General features: G+C 52.5%; 16 protein-coding genes. 2 read left to right on the top strand and 14 right to left on the bottom strand.

The window, feature by feature from the left end:
- Window positions 1-52: 52 nt before the first annotated feature.
- From O5O45_RS19570 to O5O45_RS19525, 10 genes are all read right to left on the bottom strand, one after another.
- Window positions 53-1,060, bottom strand: a complete 1,008-nt coding sequence (locus O5O45_RS19570; RefSeq protein ID WP_305901034.1) for a Rieske 2Fe-2S domain-containing protein — start codon at window positions 1,058-1,060, stop codon at window positions 53-55.
- The gene (locus tag O5O45_RS19565) at window positions 1,057-2,136 is read right to left on the bottom strand and encodes a GNAT family N-acetyltransferase (protein WP_305901033.1); all 1,080 of its coding nucleotides are present in this window, start codon (window positions 2,134-2,136) and stop codon (window positions 1,057-1,059) included. The genes O5O45_RS19570 and O5O45_RS19565 overlap by 4 nt, the downstream gene beginning before the upstream one ends.
- On the bottom strand, window positions 2,130-3,284 hold the full coding sequence (locus O5O45_RS19560; RefSeq protein WP_305901032.1) for an ATP-grasp domain-containing protein: 1,155 nt from the start codon (window positions 3,282-3,284) through the stop codon (window positions 2,130-2,132). Before O5O45_RS19560 ends, O5O45_RS19565 begins: the two co-directional genes overlap by 7 nt.
- Window positions 3,272-4,522: a F390 synthetase-related protein gene (locus O5O45_RS19555; protein WP_305901031.1), complete on the bottom strand. Its 1,251-nt coding sequence runs from the start codon at window positions 4,520-4,522 to the stop codon at window positions 3,272-3,274. The genes O5O45_RS19560 and O5O45_RS19555 overlap by 13 nt, the downstream gene beginning before the upstream one ends.
- Before the next feature lie 9 nt (window positions 4,523-4,531).
- The gene (locus O5O45_RS19550) at window positions 4,532-5,398 is read right to left on the bottom strand and encodes an MBL fold metallo-hydrolase (RefSeq protein ID WP_305901030.1); all 867 of its coding nucleotides are present in this window, start codon (window positions 5,396-5,398) and stop codon (window positions 4,532-4,534) included.
- On the bottom strand, window positions 5,367-6,347 hold the full coding sequence (locus O5O45_RS19545) for an NAD-dependent epimerase/dehydratase family protein (RefSeq protein ID WP_305901029.1): 981 nt from the start codon (window positions 6,345-6,347) through the stop codon (window positions 5,367-5,369). The genes O5O45_RS19550 and O5O45_RS19545 overlap by 32 nt, the downstream gene beginning before the upstream one ends.
- Window positions 6,344-7,330, bottom strand: a complete 987-nt coding sequence (locus O5O45_RS19540) for a 3-oxoacyl-[acyl-carrier-protein] synthase III C-terminal domain-containing protein (protein ID WP_305901028.1) — start codon at window positions 7,328-7,330, stop codon at window positions 6,344-6,346. The genes O5O45_RS19545 and O5O45_RS19540 overlap by 4 nt, the downstream gene beginning before the upstream one ends.
- 436 nt (window positions 7,331-7,766) lie before the next feature.
- Window positions 7,767-8,255, bottom strand: coding sequence for an acyl-CoA thioesterase (locus O5O45_RS19535; protein WP_305901027.1), 489 nt, complete (start codon window positions 8,253-8,255; stop codon window positions 7,767-7,769).
- A 266-nt stretch (window positions 8,256-8,521) separates the two neighbouring features.
- Window positions 8,522-9,256 carry a hypothetical protein gene (locus O5O45_RS19530; RefSeq protein ID WP_305901026.1) on the bottom strand — a complete coding sequence of 245 codons (735 nt, stop codon included), beginning with the start codon at window positions 9,254-9,256 and terminating at the stop codon, window positions 8,522-8,524.
- A complete protein-coding gene (locus O5O45_RS19525; RefSeq protein WP_305901025.1) occupies window positions 9,250-10,428 on the bottom strand; it encodes a hypothetical protein in 1,179 nt (392 codons plus the stop codon). Before O5O45_RS19525 ends, O5O45_RS19530 begins: the two co-directional genes overlap by 7 nt.
- 284 nt (window positions 10,429-10,712) lie before the next feature.
- Between O5O45_RS19525 and O5O45_RS19520 the strand changes: the two genes are divergently transcribed.
- Entirely contained in the window at window positions 10,713-11,447 is a 735-nt protein-coding gene (locus tag O5O45_RS19520; RefSeq protein WP_305901024.1) for a 4'-phosphopantetheinyl transferase family protein, read from the top strand.
- A gap of 41 nt (window positions 11,448-11,488) precedes the next feature.
- Window positions 11,489-12,172, top strand: a complete 684-nt coding sequence (locus tag O5O45_RS19515; protein WP_305901023.1) for a DUF4274 domain-containing protein — start codon at window positions 11,489-11,491, stop codon at window positions 12,170-12,172.
- Between the two features lie 22 nt (window positions 12,173-12,194).
- On the opposite strand, the gene O5O45_RS19510 is transcribed toward O5O45_RS19515, so the two are convergent.
- From O5O45_RS19510 to O5O45_RS19495, 4 genes are all read right to left on the bottom strand, one after another.
- Entirely contained in the window at window positions 12,195-13,109 is a 915-nt protein-coding gene (locus O5O45_RS19510; RefSeq protein WP_305901022.1) for a pirin family protein, read from the bottom strand.
- A gap of 87 nt (window positions 13,110-13,196) precedes the next feature.
- Window positions 13,197-13,799, bottom strand: a complete 603-nt coding sequence (locus O5O45_RS19505; protein WP_305901021.1) for a hypothetical protein — start codon at window positions 13,797-13,799, stop codon at window positions 13,197-13,199.
- Between the two features lie 122 nt (window positions 13,800-13,921).
- Entirely contained in the window at window positions 13,922-15,325 is a 1,404-nt protein-coding gene (locus tag O5O45_RS19500) for an outer membrane protein assembly factor BamB family protein (RefSeq protein WP_305901020.1), read from the bottom strand.
- On the bottom strand, window positions 15,282-17,570 hold the full coding sequence (locus tag O5O45_RS19495; protein WP_305901019.1) for a PEP/pyruvate-binding domain-containing protein: 2,289 nt from the start codon (window positions 17,568-17,570) through the stop codon (window positions 15,282-15,284). Before O5O45_RS19495 ends, O5O45_RS19500 begins: the two co-directional genes overlap by 44 nt.
- Window positions 17,571-17,928: the final 358 nt, after the last annotated feature.

Below are 17,928 nucleotides of genomic sequence, written 5' to 3'. Positions count from 1 at the left end.
CCCAAGCGAAAATTAGATAGTTAAGCTTATTCAATGACCACTTTTGTTTGGATCAGGGAGTCGTTTGGAAGTTCAACTCTTTTATTGCGGAGGGGCTGGGCGACTGACCATGCAGCAACGCCCACAAGGGCCGCGCCGCCACATCAGTGTGGGAGAAGAGATAGCGCTCGCCATAGGTCTGCTGGGCGCGTTGTTGTTGCTCCAGTATTTGTTTGTCCTGAATATAGAGCGTGTGAACGAAGGGCTTGAACAGCGCAAAGCGCAGGGGAGCGGGTATCCAGGAACGGGGTGCGTAGAGCCTGACGAATATCCCTGTGACCTCAGCGCTATGGGGAACAAAATAAAGTGCGGAGCGAAACAACAGGCGTCCGTTCTTGAGATAGTCCAATTCCACCAGACCGGGTAGTTTGAAGCGGGCGATGTTCTGATCCACACCCGGATCGAACAGCTGGTTGATCCAGCCATTCTGCTTCTGCGTCAGCGCATAATGGGTTTCAAAACCATCAACGCTGACCGTCTGTTCGATTCGCATCTGCTGAGGCCCCTGACTGCGCAGCAAGCCTTGATGGATATAAGGGGTATGGCAGGGGTCGAGAAAATTCTCAATGGTGTGAAACAGGCTGCAGTGGATGCGGCGATAAGCTTGGGTCCAGACATAGCCGGGCAGCTCGGAAAAGCCGGCCAGAGATTCGGCTGACGCAGGTTTCAAGCTGCCCCATATCAATCCGTCCCGTTCCTGCAGAGCATAGCTTTGCAAGGTTGCGCGCGCACCGCATTCTGATGATCCGGGAGTATGTCGCAAGCGTCCCGCTGCATCGAATTGCCAGCCGTGATAGCGGCAGGCCAGGCGATTGTTGCAGATATTTCCTTGCGACAACGGGATCAAACGATGAGGGCAACGGTCCTGAAACGCACAGGCTTTGCCTTGCAGTCGCGCCAGGACCAATGGCGCCCCCAACAGACTCACCGCTATCGGCTTATCGCGCAACTTCGCCACAGGCAGCAAAGGAAACCAGCCGCCAGTGACCCCGGGATAAGGAAAGCTATCAGGCGCGCTCATAACTCGAACTTCTCAAGAATGGGGCGATAGAGCTTCTCCGTCAGCAGAGACAAGCCGCGCCATATGGCGCGCTGATAAAGCCCCAGGTGAGCGACGTAGACATAACTGTATTCGATCACCGCTTCCGCCCCTCGCAGTTTTTTGAAGTCAGGCGCCCCGGAGCTGAGATTGAGTTCCAGATGGTGGTCCATGGCGTAGCGAATCACGAACGCCATGATGCGCCGGTATAGCGCCATTTTGGCGGGCAAGCGGGTGTCATAACCGACTACGGGCGCGGTCAGGGTTTGGTCGACGCCGAACAGGCCCGCTACACCCAGTAGTTCATCCTGATGAAACAGGCCAAAGAGCTTCAGTAAACCATTGCGACTGAAGGCGCTGAGATAGTCGGCGCTAAAGCGCACATTATGGAGACTGTACTTCTCCAGATAGAGCTGATTGTAAAGCTGCTCCGCTCGCGCCATCTGCGTTTCGTCATCCGGATCCAGCTCTCTGAACGACCAGTCTGGTTGACGCAGGAGCCGGTCGTCGGCGCGGGTGTTGTTTCTGTTCCACCAGCGCTCACGATCAAGAAACAGATACACCTGACGACTGATGATTGGCAACCAGCCATCCTGGCGCGCTTGCGCGATGATGTCAGGGTGTTGCCGTTCATTCAGCGAACGCAGCATTAGCGCGTGCTTGGGAAAGCGACGCAGGGCTTGCTCGCGCAGGGCGGGTAGACTCAGCTCGCGCCAGTTGGCGCTGTAAAAGTTGGTGGAGAGACACTGATTGTTGAGCACCTGCAATCGATCCAGGCGCGCCAGCCTGAACGGCCACTCCAGCAGATATGTGAGGCCGTAGCAGAAATAACGCAACAGCGCCGACTCCACTTTCGGCAACTCGTCGCGGGCGTAATAGATAATTTGCGTCAGCGGCGAAACTACGTAGCAGTTTTGCGGGTGGTAGTCATTGACGCTGGCGGGCGCCGCCACGCCATCCTGTTCGTAGGCGACAATCTCAGTAGTGAGATTGCGGATCAGGCCGGGCTGCTGCATCAGCACGACGAAGCGGCGATGAAGCTCGTTGGCTTCTAGCATGGCGTATCCCGCTGGCAAGCTGGGTCGGAGTCGGGTCCATCCCATTCAATGTCGAAGGTGCTGGCGTCGGTTAATGGACGCCTAAAGCGGGCGGAGCGATAAAACATCTCCGTCAGCGCCAACCATTGCGCTCGTTGCAACAGTGGCGTTTGCTCATCGGCGAGGGCGTCCTGAGCGCGGCGATAGTCATGTAGCAAACGGCCGAACTTACCCTGCAGCAGAGACGACGCGCCAAAAAACAGAGGCAGCGTGGCCCCGATGCGGAAGGGGCGGGTCGGCCCAGGCGTGTGTGCAAATCGGCCCTGCTCATCGATGCGCAAGGTTTGCCGCAATAAATGCAATCCACTGGTGGCGCGCGGGTTGCACTCCAGCACGAAGAGCTGGCCGGCCTCCTCAATAAAATCAAACGCGGCCTGACCGTGATACCCCGTGCGTTGCCCGAACTGGCGGACGAACTCTTCCAGGCGTGGGTCTGTATAGGGCTCAAAATAACTGGCGGCGGCCTGATTGAAGCAATACTCCGGCAGATAAGCCTGATGTGCGATCAGCTCACCCTGATTGAAAAGCGCGTAGTTGCAGATCGCCTGCCCGACGATTTTACGCTGCTGCACCCAGGGACGGGTGGCGCTGATCTGCGAAGGTTTAAGGGCTGCCTGATGCGGATTGCGGATCACCTGGCGGCCGAAGCGTGAATACACCGGTTTCAGGATCGTGTCAGGATTATTTTCTATCTCCTCAGGAGCGCAGCGCAGATGGGTTTCCGGCGCTTGCACTTCCCCAAGCCCATGCATGATTTTCAGGCTGTCCAGCTTGCTGTGCAGGCGAAAGAGCAGTTCTGTTTCCGGCATGAACCAAAGGGCGTCAGCCTGCACATGGGGGCGCGCCTGGGCCAGATAAAAGATTTCTTCGCAGGTAGGGATCAGCAGATCGACTTTATGCTCCCGCAGCAGGCGCTCCAGAGTGTGGGCGTAAGCGCTCAGGTCGCCTTTGGGCGGGGGCAGGCGCAGGTAGCCCTGCACCCCTTGCAGGTAACGTCCCAGGGGCCAGCGCAGATTATCCGCAAGCCAGACCTGATGACCGGATTTGATAGCGATTCGGGCCCAATCCAGCGCGACAGGCGCGCGGGCGCCGGTGATCAGGACGACCATAAATTGACGACTCTGCGTTGCTTTTGTGAAGGCGTCCAATGTGGACGCGGACTGTGTTCAAAACCGAGGGCTTCGACCACGCCCAGCTTTGTCAGTGCGGCGCGTATGGCCTGCTCGATTTCAGCGTGACGGCGGTCGCTTTCAATGCGCAAGCGCGCCGCCTCAATCTGGCTGATGCGATAGTCCAAAGGCTCCGGGCTGGCCAGGGCGGCGGCGCGATACAGCAAGTCGGGCAAAACCGTCACTGTGGAAGACGCCCCAGGCAGTTGCAGCACATCGCCCGCGCGACCGCCTATGCTACGGATGGCGCGAAACACGCCGGGCTCATCCCCGGCTTCGATCACATCGTCCAGCAGGTAACGAATGATCGGCTGGGTGCGGCGGCGGAAGTCGGTGACGATAGGGGAAAAGTGGGTCTTCTCCGGGTTCAGCCAATGGGGTTCTATATGTACGAAATCTTCGTTCCAACGCAATACGCCGTCTGATTGCGTACAGGCGAGAAAACCCTCTGTGCACTGATAAATCTCTTTGATAGGGCAGGCAAACCGCTGTAGCAAAAGCGCTCTGTCGGAAGGCGTGAGCACTTCGGCCCCGGAAATGATCAATTGCGGTTGCAGCCTGCGGCTACTCTGCGCGCACAGCTGCAACGCCTGGGCGCTGCCGACCAGCAGGGTGGGCTGAAAGGCCTCCAGAGCGCTTAGCCACTGCTCCTGGGGTTGCGTCAGATCCGCATAATGAAACTGAATGCGCCCTCGATTGACGGTCTGATAGAGAGGACTGTCCGCCCGTAATAACAAGGCTATGCGGTGGCGTCCCAACAGGCTTGGCAAGAGTTTGGCGAAGATGACGCCAGCCCATTCCAGACGTTCCGCACGGGACGCCAGAAACAGTCCGCGCCGGCCGGATGTGCCGGAGGAGAGTCCTACAGTGACGTCTCCCAGTTGCGACCGGCTGAAGTCCCGACTTTGCTCCGCTTCAAGCGCGATGTCGAACAGATGGTCCCGCTGCAAGCCGCGTGTATTCAGCTGATCAAAGTTGTCCATCATCAGCGCTTTGGACATGATGGGAAAATCCTGCAGCGGCTTGCCCAAATACTCTTGATAGAACGGCGCATGGCGGCACACCCAGTCTAAATGACGACGCAGTCGCCGCGCCTGCCAGGACTCCAGCTGCTCTCGGGACTGAAAGCGTCGATAGCGGCTGGCGATAAAGTGGCGGAGTATGATGAGTTTTTCCATCGGCGCGCCTTAATTGAGCCAGCCCTGGCTTATCAGGGACTGCAAGGTGTCCTCGCAGTGGGACGGCGTAAAAATGACTCTGTCGGCTGTAGCCCGATAGCAGCGCCTTAGCTTTTCCAGGGTGTCGCGATAAGCCTTGCGGTCGTCGCAGATAATGTTCGCCAGCCAATGTTGATCCACGCCATCGCGCAGGCTGTCCACCAGCCAGCAGGCGTCGGCGAGTAGAAACAGGAATCGGTCCTGCAGGCGTACGAGTAATCCCATCTGACCTGCGGCATGGCCAGGCAGGGCGACCAGATATAGCGTCTGATCGCCGAACAGGTCGCGAGCGCTCAATCCGAGAGGGCGAGTCGGCATATTCAGAATGTCGCCCAGGTCCAACGGGAAGCTGTCCGTAAATGACAAACGTGATTCCGCCTGGGCGGGCAGCAAATCCTTCAGATAGCCTTTGCGCAATCGACTCAGCCGTCCGGTTTGCGTCAGATAACGATGTCCGGCGGGGTGGCAGTGCAGGGTCGCCTGTGCAAAGTCGCAGACACCGGCAATATGGTCGGCGTGAAAGTGGGATAGCACCACATGCCTGACCTGATCGGCGGCGATGTTCTGTGTCGCCAACTGCTCTTTCAGGCTTTCGCCCTGTTGCAGCGAGCAGGGCGTCGCCAGCGCATAAAAGCGCTCAGGATAATGCTGCGTGCATTGGGAAAAGCGTTGATGGTAGCCAGTGTCGAACAGCAGGACGCCTTCCTGCGGGTGCTCAATCAGGGCGACGCCGGCGGGGAACTTGCGCGGCGCCAGGCCCAGGCCCGGTTTCACCATAAATCCGGGGTGTACGCAGTGGCCGGCCTCAAACAGCCTGACTCTGACGCCAGTGGACATAGCGCTCAATTCCTTCAGCAATGGATACTGCGGGCGCATAGCCCAGCTGGGCGCGCGCTTTGGAAATATCCAGGGTTTGATGATAGTGAAACAGTCCCGCACTGTATCGGGTCAGCTTGGGCTCGGACCGTCCGGGCAGGCGCGTCCGCAACCACTCCGCGCCGGCGATTAGCGGCGCCAGCGCGCCGTAAGGGAGCGTTTTAATCGGTGTAGGACGCCCCATCGCATTAAAAAGCTGGGTGAGCACATCCAGCAGCCGCACGGGCTCGCCATTGCTGATATTGAAGACAGAGCCGCGTTCAACAGGCTGTTGCAGCGCCAGGATCGCCGCATCAGCCACATTATCGACATAGGTGAGGTCAATCTCGGGATTACGGGCGGAGGGCAGCCAGAGTGCGCCGTTGCGTACTGCGCCTATGATGCGGGGCAGGATGGCGTTGTCGTGAGGTCCGAAAATGCCCCGGGGACGCAGGATAACGGTATGCAGCGGACTGGCGGTGACGAGGTGCTCCGCACGGGCTTTGGTGGCGGCGTAATCATTGCAGAAACGCGGGCCAAGCGGCTGGGTTTCCGGGATGTTCAACGCATCGCGGAATTGAAAATACAGGCTGGGAGTGGAGATGTGCACGAACTTCTTCACGTCATTGGCCTCAGCCGCCGCCAGAATATTTATGGTTCCGTCGACATTCGCAGCTTCGAACTCCTCGCGTGCTCCCCAGGGACTCGATAGCGCCGCACAGTGGATGACGGCGTCTACGCCTTTGCAAGCTTCATGCAGAAGCGCCTGCTGTTGCAGGGCCGCAGGGAAAAATTCAGCGCCGGTTTCCGAGGTGATGTGCGCGCCCAGAGATTTATTCCGGCCCATAAAACGGATGTCGAAGCGGTCATGATACTTGCGTACGATGGACTGTCCCAACATGCCGGTCCCGCCGGTCACTAGAATCCTCACAGACTTAGCACTCCCAGCCCCAGCGACAGGCCCGCCGCAGAGCCGAACAACATCACCAGCTCACCGCGGGCGACGCGTTTGTTACGCAGCAGGTGGTCGAGAGCAATGGGCAGTGACGCAGCGACCTGATTGCCCATCGTCGCAAACAGGTTGACCACTTTGTCCTCATCCAGACCAAGCCGGTGTATAAGATGCGCGAGACCCGCGTGACTGGCTTGATGAGGCGCGATATGGGCGATATCGGATAGCGTGAGTTGTGCTTTTCCCAGCCCCTGGCGTATGAACTCCGGCGCCAGTTTGGAAACCATGCGGTAAAGGGCTTTACCCTGCATTTCGAAGTAGCTGCCTTCCGCGACGGCGCCCATGGGATTGCGAGTGGGGTGCAAGCCGCTGCCGCCCGCGCGAATCTGACACAGGGAATATCCCTCCGGGTAGGTCTGAAACAGACTGGTCAGCAACCCCGCGCTGTTCTTGGAGGCTTCCAGCACAAAAGCGGCGGCCCCGTCTGCGAACAAGGTGGCCGTTTCGGGTTTTATGTCCTGGACGCCGATCTTGGCCACTTCGCTGGAGACGATCATCACCCGTCGATAGCGTCCGCTGGCGATGGCGCAGTGACTGAACTCCAGCGCCGCCAGGAACGACAGGCAACTGGCGTTGACGTCCATTGTGGCCAAAGGCTCAGCGATCTGCAGCTCCGCCAGGACGCCGGCGGCGTTGTAGGGAAGAGCCTGATGGGAAGTGCCGCTGGCGCACACCAGCAAATCGATATCCGCCCACTGTAACTCAGCCCTGTCCAGAGCGGCGCTGGCGGCCTCCGCTCCCATAAACAGCGCGGTCTCACTGGGGGAGGCGTAGTGGCGGTAATCCACACCGTAGCGTCTACGGCAGGTTCCAGGCTCCAGGCTTAAACGTTGATCCAGTTCTTCCGCTGAAACCTTACTCTGTGGGAGATAACAGGCGCTGGACCGTATAACAAATGACATCTTAAATCTCGTGCAAAGTGTTTTGAGAAACCACGTACAAACACCTTTCTACCGAATCCGGTATTCCGCGTCAGTGTACCCTTTGTCTTTAAACTCCTGTTTCGGTGGCGACCACCCGCCATGCCTGGCCGATAGGTCCTCATCCATACTTGATTTTTGCGAAACTGTCGAGAAATTAAGCGATATTGACGTTGAAGATGTTTTGTCAAAGCCCTGCGTCGCAACATGGAATGAGGCTCAAACCCACATAGGCTGGCCAGTTTCAAATATTGCGACGGAGTGTGGCCCGGGCGGGCATATTAGTGGAAAACCGAGGGGACCGAAACAGCAAAATTGAGGTGAAAGTGTTAGGGTTTGTAGAGCCTGCTTTGGCTTTGGGTCAATTGAGCAGGCCGGCTCTGATCAGAAGGCGGCCTGCTTGAGGCGGGTGGAGCGGTTACTCGTTGAAGTAATCCTTCATCTCCTCGTCGATTTCCTGGCGCAGACTCATCAGCTTCAGAGCGTAGTCGCGCAGCTTCACGTCCTTCTTGGTTTTAGGCTCCCAAGTAGGCACTCTCACTGGTTTGCCGTCGCGGTCAATGGCGACGAAGATCATGATGCAATGCGTGGCTTTCTTACGTTCCTGCTCAATGGGATCGCGGCAATAAACGTCGATGGCGAGGTGCATGCTGCTCTGGCCGGTGTAAATCACCTTGGCCTGCACTTCCACCAGCATGCCGATATGGATAGGGCAGATAAAGCGGATGCCGCCCACATAGGCGGTCACACAATAGCGCCCGCTCCATCCGGCTGCACAGGCGTAGCCGGCGAGGTCGATCCATTTCATCACCACACCGCCGTGTACCTTGCCTCCGAAGTTGACGTCAGTGGGCTCCGCGAGAAACTGCAGCGTCAGTTGTCGATTATCCGTCGATTGCGATGACATGGCTTTACCCTTGTTAACTGCTCAAAAACATCAGGCAATGCGCTCTAAGTATCAACGTAGTTGTCGCCTGATTAAATAATAGCTGTCGAAACACTATAAAGCCCGCTAACTGTCCGGATAATTAGACATATGATCTAAGCATTAACCCTGTCGGACTAAAGGTTAAGTGAGCCCGGACAGGGGAAGAGTCAGAGATAGCGGAGGTAGCAATGAGCGAATAGCGAGAGGAAAGAAAAACGGCGCATCATGCAATGCGCCGTTTGACGTTACTTGTACTGCTCCATTTCCGCCAGAGTTTCTGGGGAATATTGGATATGGAAGTGTTCGAGGAAGTCTTTGACGTATGCCTCCATTAACTCATCTCGGCAGATACCTGGACCGATATCTTTCTCCTGGAAGCCAGTGAAGTCGAAGTTTAATATCAGTATGTGAGAAGGCGTTAAAGGCGTGCCTACCCAAAAGGCGAGAGGAGGTGTCCCAGGATGACCTACTCTACATATTTTCCAGGTTGTTTGATTAACTTGGTGTGATTGAAAATCTTGAATACTTTTGGGGTATACCCACATATCCTCTTGAGTAGGAGGCTTACCTATTAACTCGAACTCTTCCTCGATATCTTTGTCATACTGTCCAAATATTGACTCAAATGCAGATAGCATTGAACTCATAAAAGCACTTTGACATAGTTGAGAGCCAGACTGCTCGACAGAGGCTTCAGAAATTCGGGCGCTAAAAATAACCTGTGCGGCATCAAAAGGGCTTGTAGCTGATTTATAATACCAAGCCTGCTCTATTAATGTAATAAATCTCGCATATCTTTCAGTTTGAGATGGAAACTTGTTGAATTGATCATATATGTCAATATTGGATTCCGAGGCAGTGGGTTCAAATGAACCTTCATGCATTGGGAGCCTAAATGCTAGTTGTGTTCCTGACAGGTCAATACAGATTAAGTCTGCCTCGCTATAGTTAGGAGGGATTATATGTTTAGGCTTCACCATTGAGCTATCCTTGTAACTTGGTTGATCATCTCTATAAATGTGCGATTTTGAGGTGTTGAGATAAGGCTCTTAGCATGTGTTATAGCGTTTGATGTAATTTGTGTATTGGCCAGCCAGTCTTTATTAACCCCGGCTACTTTTTCGCCTAATACATTTCCAATAACATTTATTGCCCTTGCGCTTTGGCCCCGATGAAAAGAGGCTGATACCACTGCCGAGCGATTGCGCTGTTGACCAGTAATTACTGGCGTTTTATCAAGGCTCGCCCCTGTTTTCAGTAAGTCTCGGGCTATTGGATTTATATCAATGGTTGGATCAATAAATTGAAATTTATGTTTGCTAAGGTTTTCCTTATAGTTGGGCTTAGGGCTCGGAAGCTTGCTGATTGCCTTTGCTAATAACTTTACACCGTCACCAATAATAACCCAGCGTAATGGCTCGTCGCCTGGATTGACTGCTTGGCGGTGAGCCTGGGTTTCTACGAGTACTTTTGCCAGTTTTTGTGCAGCATCATCTAGATTGTTTTGCTTTTGCTCAGGAGTTATCCATACGCCAAGTTCATTATAAATATGACTATGTAAATAAAACATAGAAAAGTTATTTGGATTGGAACTAAAGCCGTCTGTGCTTGTGTGTTTTGCGCATGATCTAACTGCATCACCAAGAGTGTTTTCGTGGTCGCTAATAGCTGCATGATGGTCTATAATTTTATCGGCCTGCATAGGCATAGGCTTTGAACTGGCCATATATGAGCTACCTTTTACTCGATAAAAACCAGCCTTATTCTCGTCTCCCTTATAGCCCGCCCTAATATCGTTAATGTAAACACCTGCTTCATTCGCTGTTGGGTCGCTGGGTTGGAATATTTTATAAAAAATTCTGACGTGCTCTACCAATTCCATATGCTGAAAAGCGTTATTTAAATTGCTGCAGCTAACTATTCCGCCGGCAAGACTTTTCAGCTCATTGATTTTTTTGACTATTTTTATTCCGGCAGTAGACCTTGAGTCAACAAGCGCCAGAAATTGAGGCATTAGTTTGGCGTCAATGAATACTTTGCGGCCTGACTTGCCAATTGTCTCAGGTGAAAATGGTATGAAGGTTACGAATTTGTTGTCTACATAGGTTTGGGCTGGTAAGTGTGACTTGGGAGGCGCTACAAAGCTATTCATCTGCAAACATTCCTGTTAAGTATCAATAAAAACAAAAGATTAACAAGATGATGAGACAGCCGTGGGGGATTGCAGTGATAGCTCTTGGCTGTGCAGGTTCGGCGCCTCATCCCTAAGGAAAATTGGTTGAAATTTTATTCGATTTACCGATTTCTGAAATTGGGCATGGGGGTTAGGCTATATGGATTAATTCTTGGGCAACTTGTTTTTTGTAGGGCGTGTGAACGAAAGTCGCTATGAGTGAGGTCGGCTAGTATCATGGCGCTTTTGTATGGCCAAGGGGCATGGATGTGGACGACTGCGTGTTGAGCGATTCAACTGACCTGTACATCAAGCATCTGTCTGAGCGAAAGATTCCCGGATTTCCGGGCGTCTGTTTCCAATGTGAGTTTTCCGTGGATCGCTATTCGGATGACATGGTGAATCATCTTCTCGGGACGGAATTGCCTGATTCAATGAACAGGGCGGTGGCGAAACGCAGAGCCGAGTTTGTTGCGGGGCGCTACGTGGCGCGGCGAGCGTTAATGACGTTAGGGGCGAATGATCTTTCTGTCGGAATTGGGGAGAACCGTGCGCCTGTTTGGCCCGAGTTTTTCATTGGATCGATCAGTCATGCACAGGACTTGGCTATTTGCGCCGTAGCTAATAGAGATCGGGTAAACAGCGTCGGTATTGATGTAGAGAATATGCTCAGCGAAAAAGTAGCGGGAGATATTGTCGGATCTATTCTCACCGATGCGGATTACCAGTTTGTCGGCGGCGCTTCTCATCCTGATCCGCGTATGCTCACACTGATCTTTTCGGCAAAAGAAAGCCTGTTTAAATCGCTGTATCCAGACGTGGGATATTACTTTGGTTTTGACGCGGCCAATATGGTGTCTATTGACGAAAGGGAAGGGCGTTTCCAAATCGAACTGGCCCAGGAACTGACTCCCGCCTTGCATCAAGGGTTGCGCGTTGAAGGGCGTTTTGAGTATCTGCAAACGGGCGTACTGACTTCAATCATTCGTTTGAGATAGTGTAAGTCTAATCCTCCGAAAATAGCTTGATTGAGATGCTTATGAATAACGATTACTCCCCAGGCGCCAATGCTTGGTTTGATAAGATCAGGGGCTCTTTACGAAGCCGAATCTCAAGCTATGAGCAGTTGGTTCCGAGCGCAAAAAGCAAATACCCAGATGCGCGAAGCTATTTGATTTGGTCTGTAGAAAAACAGAAAAAGTACGGTTATCCAGGTCCGATAGCGCTCGACGTGGATTATCTTTGGGATGAAGCCAAACCCAAAGTGAGAAAGGAGATTGGCGGCAAGGCGGAAGCCGCACTTGTGGCGGCGGAAATTCTCAGGGACGAGTTCGGGATTGATATCGTGGAACTTGTTCAGCTGCACTCGCAGCCTTGTTATGGCTTGCAGGGGCGGCTTGATGAGATTGACTGGGATACGGAAGAAGAGTTGGGTTACAGGAAACTCGCCAGACTGATTAAAGACGAGAAGCTGGACCGGGGTAGCGCCTTGCAAATCTATTGGGGTTTTGCGCCTGACTATTTCACCCAGTATGCATCTGAAAAAGACATAGACGACAGTCATAGAAAGAAAGCGTTTAAATTAATGAAATCTATTGAAAAACGCTTGCTCAATAATGACTTCGCCACCAACTTGATTCCCTATCAACCGCCACGGGAATATGATGAATCTGAAAACCCGAAATGGCGAATTCCTGATGAATTAAAAGCGGCGAATTTATAACGCTGCTGAGATTATTCTCTTGCTATTCTGGTAAGGGAATAAACTCCTCTTCATCTTCAGGAACCTTCGGAAAACGTCCGCTTTTCCAGTCCTGTTTAGCTTGTTCAATACGCTCTTTGCGGCTGGAAACGAAGTTCCAGTCGATGAACCGTTTATTGAAAGATTCGCCGCCGATAAGAACAAGACGAGTGTCCTGAGTCGCTTCCAAGGTGACGTCAGGTTCGTTGGAGAAAAACGCCATGGCGTATTGTGGAAGCAAGTTGTCCCTGGCGTTCAATTCGCCCTGCGCCACATAAACGGCGCGTTCTTCCGTCTGTGGTAGTTTGAAGGTTTGTCCCAGGCGCAGGTGGGCCTCCAGATATAAGGTTTCTGCAAATACTTTTACCGGAGAGGCCACGCCGCATGCGCTTCCCATCATTATCCGCACGTCAACGCCGTCAACGGTGACCTGCGGAATACTTGCTCCGGGATAATGGTAAAAAGCCGGCTCGATTTCCTCTTGGTCTTCTGGCAGCGCAAGCCAAAGTTGCAGTCCATGTACGCTGTGGTCTTTGTTGCGGATTTCCGGTCTTTCACGCTCTGAATGGACGATGCCTCGTCCTGCGACCATGAGATTGATATCCCTGGGCTGGATAGGCTGAACGCTTCCCAGGGAATCCCGGTGCAGTATCTCGCCGTCAAACAGATAGGTCACGGTGGCGATGCCAATGTGGGGGTGTGGGCGGACGCTGACGCCGTCCCCAGCGGGGAAATTGGCTGGTCCCATATGATCGAAGAAGATCCACGGCCCCACCATTTTGCGTTTGGCGGTAGGCAACGTCCTGCGCACCGAAAAGCCGCCAAGATCTTTCTCCCTGGGTTCGATAATCAGCTGGATAGCGCCGCAACCGTCTTTGACGTCACATTCATATTCGTTCTGTTTGGTTAGATTGCTCATCGCGTCTCCTGGGCGTCTGTTTCACCTTGGCTATGCGGGTTGGACTTTATTCAGGATAGTTACTTTCGCACTAGGCCGCCTAGGCGTTTAAGCTTTGCTCTGCTTATAGGCCTGATACGTTTTCTGGGCGGGCAGGGCTTTGAGCGTTTCCCAGGCCACCATGGCGTCCGCGCGTGTGGCTTCGGCATTCACCGGGTCCGTCAGGAAGTCTGTGATGAAATTGTTGAATCGCGTGGAGGGAATGCGCGGCAGTTTTCCGTGCGTGGTCATTAATTCGAATAGCTTGTCCACAAGATCCTGATAAGTGATGCGCTGGTTGGCGCCGATTTGCGCCTTGCGCCAGTCATTCAGCCAATACCACTGACCGGATTTGTCTTTCAGTTGCGGGGCGCGCTTGGCGATTTCCTCACGCAAAAACGCTTTGGTGGCTTTGTCGCTGACGTAGTTAACCACGAAGGAGTTCGCCGCCAATTTATCGCGAGCGCCGCCGGTCTGCCGATTAGCGACGTTCTTTGGCAACTCGCCCTGAACGACGCCGAACAGATGAGCTTTAATATGCTGCTCAATTTCGTTCTTGCGTAACGAGCCGGTTTTGATCCCCAGAGATCGGGCGAACTCTTTTAATTCCGTGGCGTAGAAATACCCGTTCTCAAACTCTTCCTGTGATATGCCTTTATGAAGTTTGGTCAAAACGGCTCCTTGTTTTATTCGGAGAAAATATGAAAGGAGCGTTAATAGTCTTTAAATCAATGGATTAGTGTCAAGTCGGCAGACAAGAGGAGCTTGCAGATCAAGCTCCTCCAGATGGGGGGTTAGATCTTCGCCGATTTATAAATACTCCCCTTCATCCCAAACAGGTAGAAGGCGTCTTCTTTGACGAGGGGGTCTGCGTAGATAAGTTCGTCCTGGGCGAAGTCGACGTTTTCCCGGACCTCGCCGGTTTCCATGTTGATGATGAGTACGCCGCCGGTGCGTTTGGCGTAGATGATTTCCTTATCGTTATAAAACTGCGGGGAGGAGTAGGTGCCTTTTTTGATCTCTGATTCGATTCCCCATTTGAGTTTGTTGTTGATGGCGTTCCAGGCGTAAAGATTGCCGTAGTAGTCATTGAAGTAGACGGTGTCGTTTTTAACGATGGGTTTGCCAACGACGGGGTAATTGATAACGAGAGAGTGCGCTCTTTCTCCGGCCTTTGTGAAACAGGACAGCCCGCCGACATGGGTATCGATATGAATTTCGCCCTGGATAAAGCAGACATTGTCCTGTACTTGAACGGGGCCATACCAGGCGGATAGGGGCAGCTCTTTTTTCCAGACGATAGAGCCGTCTTTCAGGCTCAATTTGTAGGCGAACGGTCTGTTTATGCTGAAGCCCTCTCTGGGGATGCCGCTGCCGATATAAACGTAGTCGCCTTGCACCAGCGCGAAACCGTCCATGTGGCCGCCTTTGAACTGCCAGATCTTCTCCATCGTGTCTGGATTAATGGCGTAAAGGCCATCCTCACCTGCGGTCTGCAGCAGGTAATCCTTGCCATCGCTATTGGCGAATACGGGAAAAATTTCTGTGTGGCCGTTGGTCCTGAAGTGCGAAACAATCTGCTTTTTCTCAGGGTCGAATTTATACACGCCCATACTGTGAGACTGATGCAAGCCTTCTCCAAAATACAGAAAGCCCTTATAAAGAGTGGGGCTGGGTGAGAGAAACTTGCCGAAGAACAGTTTGTTTTTGATTGTGCCCGTATCGGCGTCGGCGACGTATAAATACCCTTCATTGGTGCCGAAGAAAAGTTCACCGTTCACGATGGTTCCACGGGCGAAAACCCCCTCGTCTTCAAGGGATTGTTTCCATAGCGCGCGTTCACCCTGTTTGGCTTTCTGGTGATAAGTGGTGTCTGAGTTGGCGAACTTCTGCAGCGCCAGTGGAACCGGGCCGTTCTTCACATAGTCAACGCCAATATAGCCAGCGTATATGGCCAGATTCAGGGCGGCGGCGGCCAATAGCACTTTCGGCTTGAGCAGCAGCTCCAGCAGCTTTTTGGGGCCTTCTGCATTCAGCTTCACGCCGAACATCCCTGCGATGAAGGTCGCTACGACGCTGAGGGCGGTTCCCAAAAAGGCCAGGGGCAATAATACCGTTGGAACTATAGCGTATTGATAACCTTCGTTGAGGGTATTAGATGATGCGGATAGTTCCATCATTTCCGTCAAGCCAAACATTCTCTCCTCCTTTAAATTTGTTATGGCAGTTGATAATTCCACTCACAGCGGGAATTCCCATTTCTCTCGCAACAATGGCGCAGTGCGACAGCACGCCGCCTTTTGAAACAATAATGCCCTTGGCCTTGGTGAAGATTGGCGTCCAGCCTGGATCAGTGGATTCCGCCACCACAATCGGGTTCGCCGGCCACTTGATGTTCTTCCATTTGTTCGGATCGTTGATGACCAGCACTTCTCCTTTGACCAAGCCGGGAGAGATGCCTTCGCCTTTCAGATTGTCGTTCTGTGGCTGCCTGTTGTTCAGGACATTCTCGATTTCCTGAATAGAGGTGACGGCGGAAAAATTGAAATGCTTGAACAGTTTGGATTTGAGTTTGCGTTCTTCAATGCGCGACGCATACGCCGCTTTATCGAAGTGGATGATTTCTTCTGCGTTCAGCCAGAAAATATCATTGGAAGGCAATTCATAGCGCTTGCCGAACTCCAGCAGGATGTAGCGGAAATGGGCGAGTGGCTTGAGAATCGCCATTTTCCATTTTTCCCGCAGCTCCAGCAGATCTTTCAGAAGCTGCCATTCTTCAAGAACCAGTGTTTTCTTGAAAGTTTTAAACTGGTTTATTTCCTCTTCGACATCAATAAAGGTGTGATTGTTTTTGCCTTTCTCATAGTCCTCCACGCTGAGGTCGTAAAAGGCGTCCTCGCCCAGTTCGATCCAGCGTTTGGATATCAGGTCCAGCTCGCCGGGACCGCGATGGCCGTATTTTTCCAGAAACATGCCTCGCAACTCGGGCTTGGCGCAGGCCTTTTTGAAGTAGCGGCCCATTTCAAAGGTTTCGGTTCTAATGCCGTTGCCGGTCCACTGACGTATCAACTCCGCCGCTTTTTGATCGTTGAAGATGTTCGCCAACAGAGAGTGCAGGGTTTGAATCGTGGTTTCAGTCAGGGAGATTAGAACGTAGGGCCAGACCAGGGTATCCCGGGTGAAAACGATCATTTCTTTCAACAGACGGCCTTTTAGATCGTCGTCGCTCCAGGACCGGTAGTAACTCAGATCATTGGGCCTGTCCATGATGGTGGAAAAACTTATCAGATCCTTGCTGGCGAGATTGATGAACTCTTTCCTGTGAGTGTTCACGCTCAGCCCCGCCGAGATCATTTTAAAGACCGTCTTGGGCGTGTAGAGGATGGTTTTCAGGTTGATTTTGGAGACATGGAACTTCAGGTGAGGTCTGGGCAGCGGCTCGATGGAGTAGGGCATGGGGCCAAAGTAAAGCGGCGCCAGTCGCGTGAGGTTGACGTAATTCTTGCCGAAGACGTTATCCAGAATCGACTCGCCTTCTTCCATGTCGCGGTAGCCGAGATAGCCGATTTTTTGCAATGCTTTATCGAAGGCGGCGTTTTTCTTGAACGAGTCAGTCCAAAGCTCCGTGGAGAAAGTGCTGGGATTGGTCGAAAGCTCCGCGAAGGTCTGCCCATCCCAGGTGGTGTCTTTGCTGTATTGGGTTTTCAGACGCTCCAGCTCTTCCAGGCCGAACTTTTTTATCTGTGAAATGGAGTTCTTGGCGGTGATGGGGCGCGCTTGCAATAGGTGCACGACGCCCCTGTCGTCAATCGCCCATTCTATATCGAAGTCCTGATGATATTTGGCTTCCAGTTGCTGGGAGACGTTGACAATTTCCTCGACCTGCTCTGGTTTGATGTCGGCGCTCACGCTGTTTTCATGAATCTGCTTGGGTGTTTTTTTGCCGGAGACAAGGTCTTCTCCCACGCCGCTGATATATTCCAGCAGCCATCCTTTGTCTTCATTTCTGGGATCTTTGGTGAAGAAGACGCCGGCGTATTTAGCGTCGATCATTTGCTGGATCACGACATTCATGGGGACGGCTTTGGCGGAGCCGAGGAAGTGTTTGCGATAAGTCGTGGAAGACTCTTTGAGGATGGAGTCAAAGCAGTTGTTAATGGCGTTGAGCAGCTCTTCCCGGGTTCTGATAAATAGAAACGTGGAATTTTGTCCGGCGAAGCTGTGTTCTTTGGAATCCTCTCCGGTTGCGGAACTGCGTACGGCGACGCAAAACTGATCGCCCAATGTTTGGTAAATGGTTGCAAGCTCTTCCTGGCTGGGTTTGGCGTCCAAGATAAAACCTTCGGGGACGCGTATTCCCATTTGCGTCATCATAGCCAGCATATAAGCCTTGCCGCCTACCTCTGTTTTTTCTTCAGGTAGTGACGAAAAAGAATAAATCACAATAACTCCCTTTAATTGCAAAATATATTTTATATAAATTTTGTCGCGTTATAACATACCATGACTGATTTAAACTTCATCCGTATTAATTTCGGATTGTTAACTTTATGGGTCAGAAAAAATATAATGTGTGATTAATGTAATAACAATAATTGTTCTTGCATTAAATATGCATTTGTTATTAACGGTTTGTCAGTTGATTTAGCCAATAATACTCAATGGCTAATTATTGTGGGGAGGCGTATGTACGTTTCTCATTTTTATTGTTTTCCTTGTTTGTATAAACCGGAAAGGTAGCACTGGCCACTTTTAAGCGCTGTGATTTGGATCAGTTTTATTGGAGTGGCCGAGGCGGTGC

This window comes from Hahella sp. HNIBRBA332 (assembly GCF_030719035.1).
Lineage (GTDB): Bacteria > Pseudomonadota > Gammaproteobacteria > Pseudomonadales > Oleiphilaceae > Hahella.
The sequence above is the reverse complement of the archived record's forward strand: the minus strand, read 5'-3'. Positions and strand labels throughout refer to the sequence as shown.

Excerpts from the sequence above, each read along its gene's own strand:
- O5O45_RS19570 (WP_305901034.1), bottom strand. The coding sequence starts at position 1,060 with ATGAGCGCGCCTGATAGCTTTCCTTATCCCGGGGTCACTGGCGGCTGG.
- O5O45_RS19565 (WP_305901033.1), bottom strand. The coding sequence starts at position 2,136 with ATGCTAGAAGCCAACGAGCTTCATCGCCGCTTCGTCGTGCTGATGCAG.
- O5O45_RS19560 (WP_305901032.1), bottom strand. The coding sequence starts at position 3,284 with ATGGTCGTCCTGATCACCGGCGCCCGCGCGCCTGTCGCGCTGGATTGG.
- O5O45_RS19555 (WP_305901031.1), bottom strand. The coding sequence starts at position 4,522 with ATGGAAAAACTCATCATACTCCGCCACTTTATCGCCAGCCGCTATCGA.
- O5O45_RS19550 (WP_305901030.1), bottom strand. The coding sequence starts at position 5,398 with ATGTCCACTGGCGTCAGAGTCAGGCTGTTTGAGGCCGGCCACTGCGTA.
- O5O45_RS19540 (WP_305901028.1), bottom strand. The coding sequence starts at position 7,330 with ATGTCATTTGTTATACGGTCCAGCGCCTGTTATCTCCCACAGAGTAAG.
- O5O45_RS19535 (WP_305901027.1), bottom strand. The coding sequence starts at position 8,255 with ATGTCATCGCAATCGACGGATAATCGACAACTGACGCTGCAGTTTCTC.
- O5O45_RS19530 (WP_305901026.1), bottom strand. The coding sequence starts at position 9,256 with ATGGTGAAGCCTAAACATATAATCCCTCCTAACTATAGCGAGGCAGAC.
- O5O45_RS19525 (WP_305901025.1), bottom strand. The coding sequence starts at position 10,428 with ATGAATAGCTTTGTAGCGCCTCCCAAGTCACACTTACCAGCCCAAACC.
- O5O45_RS19520 (WP_305901024.1), top strand. The coding sequence starts at position 10,713 with ATGGATGTGGACGACTGCGTGTTGAGCGATTCAACTGACCTGTACATC.
- O5O45_RS19515 (WP_305901023.1), top strand. The coding sequence starts at position 11,489 with ATGAATAACGATTACTCCCCAGGCGCCAATGCTTGGTTTGATAAGATC.
- O5O45_RS19510 (WP_305901022.1), bottom strand. The coding sequence starts at position 13,109 with ATGAGCAATCTAACCAAACAGAACGAATATGAATGTGACGTCAAAGAC.
- O5O45_RS19500 (WP_305901020.1), bottom strand. The coding sequence starts at position 15,325 with ATGTTTGGCTTGACGGAAATGATGGAACTATCCGCATCATCTAATACC.